Genomic DNA, 7847 nt, shown 5'->3' with positions numbered 1-7847 from the left:
ATGCTGACTCAAAGTCAGGGATTCGTACATGGTTCTGTGAATCGGAATCAGAAAGATTCCCCCACGAAGCAGTTGGCACCCGCGGAAATTTCGATGACGCAGCTCGGGAAGAAAACCGGGTTATTCGACGTCACCTGCACTCAGGATGCGGCCGCGGATTTCACGAAAGAGAACTTGCAGAAGTTTGACATCGTGATGTTCTACACCACGGGAGACCTGCCCATTGCTGATGCGGACAAAGAGTATTTCTTCAAAGAGTGGCTGACGAAAAAAGGCCACGGCTTTGTCGGCTTCCACTCGGCCCTCGACACTTACCACAACTATCAGCCCTACTGGGACATGGTTGGTGGTACGTTCGACGGGCATCCGTGGAATGCAGGTGAACTGGTGACGATCACTGTCCACGACCAGCAGCATCCCGCGATGAAGCCCTTCGGCAACGAGTTTCAGATCAAAGACGAAATCTACTGGTACAAGAACTGGCAGCCCGAGAAAGTTCGGGTCCTGATGAGTCTGAACATTGAAAAATGTCCTACCAAGGGTGCGCGGACCAAGGTCAAGGAAGGGGATCAGGAAGTCGAAGTCCTGCAGACGCGGCATGTCCCGGTCTCGTGGGTGAAAGACTACGGGGATGGACGGGTCTTCGTGACAAACCTGGGTCACAACGAATCGACCTGGGTTGACCAGCGATTCCTGGACCATGTCACGGGGGGGATCAAGTGGATCCTCGGTCAGGCGGAAGGAGATGCAACTCCGAACCCCGAATTGTCGAAGCAGCAGGAAGCCAAGGCAAAGAAGGATGCCGGTCTGACGAAGTGATGGAGGCAACGACACCGAGTTGACCTTACCGAGTTGACCTTCTCTGCTGACGAGCACTGCTTGAGCCTTGTCGGTCCAGCAGTGCTCGTCCGGAAGTAGACTTGGCGGTGATGTCAAACCGCTGATGAGAAGGCTTCCGGTTCTGGCACGCTGGGCCGATGCGTTGATTTACTTGAATCGAAAAGAACGACTGTGATTGAGATCGAAGCGGACATCGCCGTGATGGGGGCCGGGTTTAGCGGCAGTCTGACGGCGATGCTGGTGCAGCGAATCGGGTTAAGGCCGGTCCTGATTGATCGGGGTGCGCATCCCCGGTTTGCGATCGGGGAATCCTCGACTCCGGTTGCCAATCTGGTGCTGGAGGGACTGGCCGGCCGGTATGATCTTCCCCGCATTGTTCCGCTCTCGAATTACGCGGCCTGGAAGAAAACTTACCCTCAAATTGTTTGTGGGCTGAAACGGGGATTCAGCTATTTCCATCACCAGCTCGGGCACGACTTTCAGCCTCGATCTAATCGGGCGAATGAACTGCTGGTTGCGGCGAGTCTCACGGACGAAGACGCGGATACCCACTGGTTGAGGGCCGATTTCGACCAGTTTCTGGCAGAAGAAGCGGTCAGATTGGGTGTTCCTTATTTTCCCCATACGTCGATCGATCGACTCGAACCCCGAGGAGCGGGTTGGGAACTGAGCGGGAAGTGTCATGGTTTGCCACAGTGTATGCGAGAGGGTTCGTCGTCAGACTCTGCCGAGATTCGGGTCCGGGCCGACTTCATCATTGATGCTTCGGGAGAAGGTGGATTCCTGGCAAAGCAGCTCGGCATTTTGCCTCACCCTGCGGGATTGAAGACGCGGTCACGCGGGCTGTTCTCGCATTTTAAGAATGTCGCCCGCTGGTCGGATCTGTACGCCAAGCGGGGTGGAGACATTTCCGGTCACCCCTACCCTTGCGATGATGCCGCTCTGCATCATGTGTTTGACGGGGGATGGATGTGGGTCCTTCCGTTCGACAACGGCGTGACCAGTGCCGGTTTCGCACTGGATCCCGAGCGGTTTCCACTGGAATCAAGCGGCACACCTGCGGCGGAGTGGCAAGCCCTGCTGGCTCGATTGCCTGCCGTGGCCGAGCAGTTTGCGAACGCCGAGCCGCTCGTCCCCTGGCGACAATCCGGACGAATGCAGCGACGGGTCAGCCAGTCCGCAGGTCCGAACTGGGTCATGCTGCCGAACACGGCGGCCTTCCACGATCCACTACACAGTACGGGGAATACGTTCACGCTGGTGGGGATTGAACGCCTGATCGGCATCCTGGAACGCTGCTGGAACGTTTCCGGTGACCGGGACAGTTCGAGTCCGTTCGGCGAACTCGCGGACGCGTCAGCGAGGGAATCTTTGACCGCAAAACGGACTCGGGGTAGCTCACCCGAACCCCAGTGGACCAGGCTCGCCGACGCATTGCAGAACTATGATGCTCTGATTCAGCAGGAAGTGGAGTTCATCGATCTCGTGGTGAGTGGCAGTTATGCAGGCTTTCGGGAATTCGAACGCATGATTGCCATGTCGATGTTCTACTTTGCCACCGCGATCTGGTCGGAAGAGGAGCGGCGAGCGGGTCGCGTGGCCCAGGGGGCGGCTTACTTGAGTGCCCAGCACCCGCAACTCAAGTCGGCACTCAAGCAGGCGTATCGAGATCTGACAGATCCAAACATCTCCGGGGCCGAACTGACAGTCAAAGTCCGTGCCGCCATCGCGCCATTCAATCGGGTCGGATTGTGTAACCCCGACCTGTGCAATATGTACCCTTACGAGTTCACTCCAGCCGCGACACCGAGCGCGTCCTAGAATTCCGGGAATGGGGATGGCCGTTACCGGACCGCAGGGGGCCCCTTCCCGGCCGAGGAGCTGCACCCGGTGTCTGCTCGGCCCATCGGGCGATCTGGGTCGGCTGCGTCCTGCGACGGAAAGTCATGCAGCAATTGGCCGTTCAATCGGATATGATGGGGCCACGGAAGAAGTACGGCATTTCGGTTCCTGCCAAAGTGTGCCGGATCTCAAACCAGCGGATCGGGTTGAGACACTCGGGAAACGAAACTCGCCGAACATGCGAGGAGGACGATGATGCGGAGCGTGGTTTGGGTCGGGTTCGTGCTCGGGGGAATCCTTTGCCTCAGCTCTTCATTACACGCACAAAATCGTTCCCGGATCCTCTTTAATACAGAGTCTCGCCTCACGGCCGAGATGGATCGAAACGTGCAGCAGGCACTCGAAGAGGCCGGCGATCTGCTGCTCGAGAAGGAGTTTGGCCCCGCCGTACTCCGGCTTCAATCCGTGCTTGATCATCCCGAAGACTATTTCGTCGAGAAGGATTTTCAATCCGGTGAGCAGCTCACCTCGAAAGGTGTGGCTCTGAAGGTTCTGGCGGATCTCCCTGCCGAGGGACGAGCCGCGTATGAACTTCAGGTGGGGACGGACGCTCGGGCCGAACTGGCCGATGCGATTGCTGCAGAGGATTACGTGCGCGTGTCCGAACTGGTCTCGCGCTATCAGCTGACGGCAGCGGGATTCCAGGGGATGCAGCTGCTGGCCGCGCGGGCTCTTGACCGTAACCACCCCATGCAGGCGGCATTGATCTATGAAGCGATGCGTGAGCACCCGAATTCGCAGGGAGAATTCCGTATCCCCCTGCTGCTTCAGACCGCTCTCGCATGGCATCTGGCCGACCAGCCGGAACGAGCCCGGACTGCTCTGGAAGGACTGGATAAGTTGAAGCAGGCGGGACCCTGGCAAGTCGCGGGTCGCGCGGTGACGCCGTTTCCGAGCCTCGGTGAAGCACCCGCCTGGCTGCAGACGCAGTTCGGTCCGACAGCCCCGCAGCCCCCTGCTGTCGTCGATCGCTGGGAACTCCCTCGAGGGGGCCTGACCGGCAATGAGTCAGCAGCGGCATCGTGTCCGGTGGGAGGTGGAGCGTGGAAAATCTCTTCCCGCCAACACCTGCGGCTGCACATGAATGACGAGATCAATCAGCAGCGGATCAAAGGTTTCGACCAGATGATGGTGCAAACCGAACAGATGATGCGCGAGGGCAATCGACTCACCCAACCCGCAGCCATACCGATCGTCGTCGGTGACGTCGTTGTCTACCGGACGATCAATGATCTGACGGCGGTCAGCTTGAAGACGGGCGATCTCTTGTGGCGCTCTGCCAAGACGGACGGAATGCTGACCTGGCTGTTTCAAAGCCCACTGGCTGCATCAGACGCGATTCCCCCGTCGTCACCACTGACGTTTCGTGGATACCTGCAATTCAAGATGTTTCGCGACCAGATCTCGGGATCTCTCTCGAGTGACGGTGACCGCGTCTACGCGGTGGAAGAGTCCGAATCGCAGTTCAGCAGTCTGTTGCCGCGCAGCCGTCTTCCCTTCGGGGCACAGATGATCATGGATCCTGTCAACAAGCTCTCGGCCTACGACGTCGCCGGGGGGCGACTGTTATGGGAAGTGGGGGGGCAGAACGGGACACCCCCGGCAGAGTTATCCGGCATGTACTTTGTCGGACCTCCTGTCCCCTGCGACGGTCGTCTTTACTGCCTTGCTGAGTCCAAGAATGAGCTGCGGCTGCTGTGCCTGATTCCGGAATCGAACACCGCCCGGCTGGAGTGGTACCAGACACTTGTCGCCACCGAACGAGCCCCGTTTGGGGCGACGTTCCGCTTCGCGGGACTCATCCCGGCGACTGCGGAAGGCCTGATGGTCTGTCCAACGGCGAACGGGGCGATCGTCGCTTATGACATCGTGCGACGTCAGCTGCGCTGGGGCTATTCCTACGATTCCAAGTCACGCCGCAATTTTCAGGATAACTTCGAAAATCCCGTGATGCGTGAGCGTGTCGGCGGGGACGATGAAGAGTCGCGATGGCTGGACAGTGGCCCCGTGATCACGCGAGGCCGAGTCCTCGTGACGCCGCGAGATTCGCATGAGATCCATTGTATTAATCTTGTCGACGGAAGTCTGAACTGGAAGCGTTCGCAGGCACAGGGACTGTACCTGGCCTGTGTGAACGAAGACCAGGTTGTCGTGGTGGGACGCAATCAGATTGCGGCTTACTCTCTGGCCGACGGTTCCGAAGAGTGGACGCAGCCGATGGAGATTCCTGAACCGAGCGGACGGGGTGTCCGGGTGGGGAAGCAGTATCTTCTCCCCCTCTCGACGGGGGATATCGCGACACTCGATCTGACGACCGGCCGAATCCTGGGACGTTCCAAGTTGCCTCAGGCAGGCGTCCCCGGCAATCTGGCCGTTGGTGACGGAGCATTGGTTTCGGTCGGAACCCATGATGTCATTGGATTCCGGTCGCTGGGCGAAGTGGAAGATCAGGTTGCAGAGCAACTCGCCAAGAATCCCGACGACGCCGAAGCCCTGGCGCTGCGGGGTGAATTGAAGCTGCATCGAGGCCAGGAACTGGAGGCGATCGAGGACCTGAGGAAATCACTCCGACAGCGACCTGATCCTGCGGTCAAACGTGTGCTTGCCGAGACGATGCTGAATCGGCTGAGGAACGATCCCAAGTCGATTCTCGCCGCAGCGACCGAACTCGAGGCATTGACCGAGGACCCGCTTCAACGTGTTGAGTTTCTGCGGTTGTACGCCAATTCGCTGAAAGAATCCGGCGATCGTGTCGGGGCGATTACGGAGTACTTCCGACTCGCTCTGACGACGACGATTCCCGACATGATGATCTCCGCGGGAACGGGGCATTTTGTTTCGCTCGAACAGAGTGTCCGGGCTGAGCTGTTTGCGATTTACGACGCGGCCACAGCGAGCGAACGAACCGAGATGGAACGGGTTTTCAGCCGCGAGTTCGAGACGGCCGCGAAGTCGCCTGATCGGAACGATCGAATTCCGCACCTCATCAAACTGACTTCGGGGCATCCTGCGGCAGACGCGTTGCTGCTGAAACTGGCAGAGGCACCCGGTGCCATTGCTGACGAGTTCGCCCGACTCCAGTTGCTGGAACGGATCACGAGCTCTGCCAATCTTTCGGTGGCTGGTTCTGCCGCGGCATCCCTGGCAGCGTTGTACATCGCGGCGAATGCGCCGGAAGAGGCACGTCCCTGGATTGCTGAGCTGGGTGATCGGTTTGCGACGATCGTCTGTAGTGATGGGAAGACGGGACGACAGCTCTCTGACGAATGGTCGACGCAGAGATCGCTGGGCCAGGATGATTCCCGTTTTCAATGGCCGCAAGGGGCAATTGAAGTCGTTCGTACGGATCAGAGCATCACGCAGCCGGCCTTTCCGGTTGAGGTGGTGACTCATGTGGGAAGCTTCTACAAAGGATGGTCGTTCGAGGTCGACGCTCTCATTACCACACTCACCGCACGCGATCCCCATTTGAACGTGGTGTGGCGTGTGCCGCTGATCAACTCGGCAAATGATCTTCGGGACCAGCCCTGCCAATTGCACATCCGGGGTCGACGGCTCGCGCTGGCTTCGGGAACGTGGCTTGGGGTGATGGAAGCCGTAACAACCCAGATCGCTCCTGAAATCATCTTCGAACAGTCGTTGCGTCCGAACTCGTTTGTGGCTCCCCGCTTGAGCACCACGCCGAATGAGCGTCGACTGTTGCCGAACGGGCGACTCATTCAACTGAAGTCGGATGGGCGATCGACAGCAGGATACCTAGTTGGTCTTACCGACGATGCCGTGGTGTATCAGCTAGACAATCGGCTTTATGCGGCGGATCCCGAGTCTGGCAAACTGCTGTGGTCTCGCGTTGGGCCGGCGTTCGCCAAAGTCGATGCCACGGTCGACAGCAAGCTGATGCTCGCAACAGCCGGCAACGGTGCACTGCTTTTGCGGATGCGCGATGGTGCGATCGAGCAGCAGCATAAAGGGAACCCCAACGACGTCCCGTTATGGTTTCGAGGTACGCGGCGGCTGACACAGCGGAATCAAGTTCCGGATCAGCGGGTGTTCGAAATGCATGATTTCGATGGGGATCGCGTCGTCTGGCAATCGCAACATCCTGTCGGCAGCAAGGCCTGTCTCATTCAGGATGAAGAACTGGCAATCCTTGAGCCCACCAGCAAGCTGACGATTCTGAAACTGGCAACGGGAGAGAAACAGCTCGAGACGGAATTACCGCTGAAACGCCCCTTACGCGGGATGCTGGTTCTGTCGGTTCAGTCCACCCCCGATCACTATATTGTCGTCGCCGGGGTCTCCATCCGAAAGACCGAACTGCGAAGGATTGAGCCCATCAATTTTGGGATGCCCCCCGAGTTTGGTCTCCCTCGTGAGCTGGGGACGCCATCGAACTCGGCGTTCTCTCTGGATGGGATGGTGTTCTACATTGACCGCAAAAGTGGTGAGGTGAAATGGTCGGTCCCCGTCAATGAACTGGCCTATGATGCCAATCAGCCTGCCAGTCTTCCGGTGCTGGTGCTGGCGGCGTGGAACATTCATTTCGATCCCAATACCGGTTTCCCGCTCGACCCCAAGTTGTCGACGTTGATCCTCGACAAGCGGACCGGTGACGTCGTTTACAAAAGTCAGGAACTGGCGACGCCCGTGGGGCGAGGGCTTCAGTTCATCCCTTCGCACGAGACCAAGAAGCTGCTGATCGACTTCTACAGCTTTCAGCTCGAACTGAAGTTTCCAAAGCCGAAATAGGGGAGTCGGGTCAGGACTGTGGCACTGATCGCCAGACCACGGACTGCATGGCGCTGGCTCATGTCGAACGAACTGTTTGCTTTGGTTGCACGGACAATACCAGCAGTGTCGTAATGACCATCTCCACGAAGAACACAGAGGCCACGAAAGGACTCGAAAAGTAGCTCGTAGACGAAATGCTGATCTTGGCTATGCCGCACGCAGTGGCGAGCCAGGTGACTCCGAGGAGGGCCCTCTGGGCCGAGAGCCGCTGGCGAGACTCAGCCCAGACGACGAGGATCACAATCGGTAAGGTGATGACCGCCACGGCGGCCCAGTGGTCATACATCTTTTCCAGCCAGCCCTTCTCAACGCCC

At 58.6% G+C, this 7847-nt stretch carries 4 protein-coding genes; 3 read left to right on the top strand and 1 reads right to left on the bottom strand.

The genetic code is table 11. The features are described 5' to 3' along the window. The 3 genes from VGE80_RS18880 to VGE80_RS18870 form a co-directional block, all read left to right on the top strand. A partial coding sequence (locus VGE80_RS18880) for a ThuA domain-containing protein (RefSeq protein WP_440593740.1) occupies positions 1-819 on the top strand: 819 nt, incomplete at its 5' end. Between the two features lie 192 nt (positions 820-1011). Then, positions 1012-2661 carry an NAD(P)/FAD-dependent oxidoreductase gene (locus VGE80_RS18875; RefSeq protein ID WP_440593739.1) on the top strand — a complete coding sequence of 550 codons (1650 nt, stop codon included), beginning with the start codon at positions 1012-1014 and terminating at the stop codon, positions 2659-2661. A 273-nt stretch (positions 2662-2934) separates the two neighbouring features. Further along, a complete protein-coding gene (locus tag VGE80_RS18870; protein ID WP_440593738.1) occupies positions 2935-7491 on the top strand; it encodes an outer membrane protein assembly factor BamB family protein in 4557 nt (1518 codons plus the stop codon). A gap of 58 nt (positions 7492-7549) precedes the next feature. Here the strand turns inward: VGE80_RS18870 and VGE80_RS18865 are convergent. Then, positions 7550-7847 (bottom strand): hypothetical protein (locus VGE80_RS18865; protein ID WP_440593737.1); only part of this gene is annotated, 298 nt, incomplete at its 5' end.

It is taken from the genome of Schlesneria sp. (assembly GCF_036405755.1).
Classification (GTDB): Bacteria; Planctomycetota; Planctomycetia; order Planctomycetales; family Planctomycetaceae; genus Schlesneria; species Schlesneria sphaerica.
The sequence above is the reverse complement of the archived record's forward strand: the minus strand, read 5'-3'. Positions and strand labels throughout refer to the sequence as shown.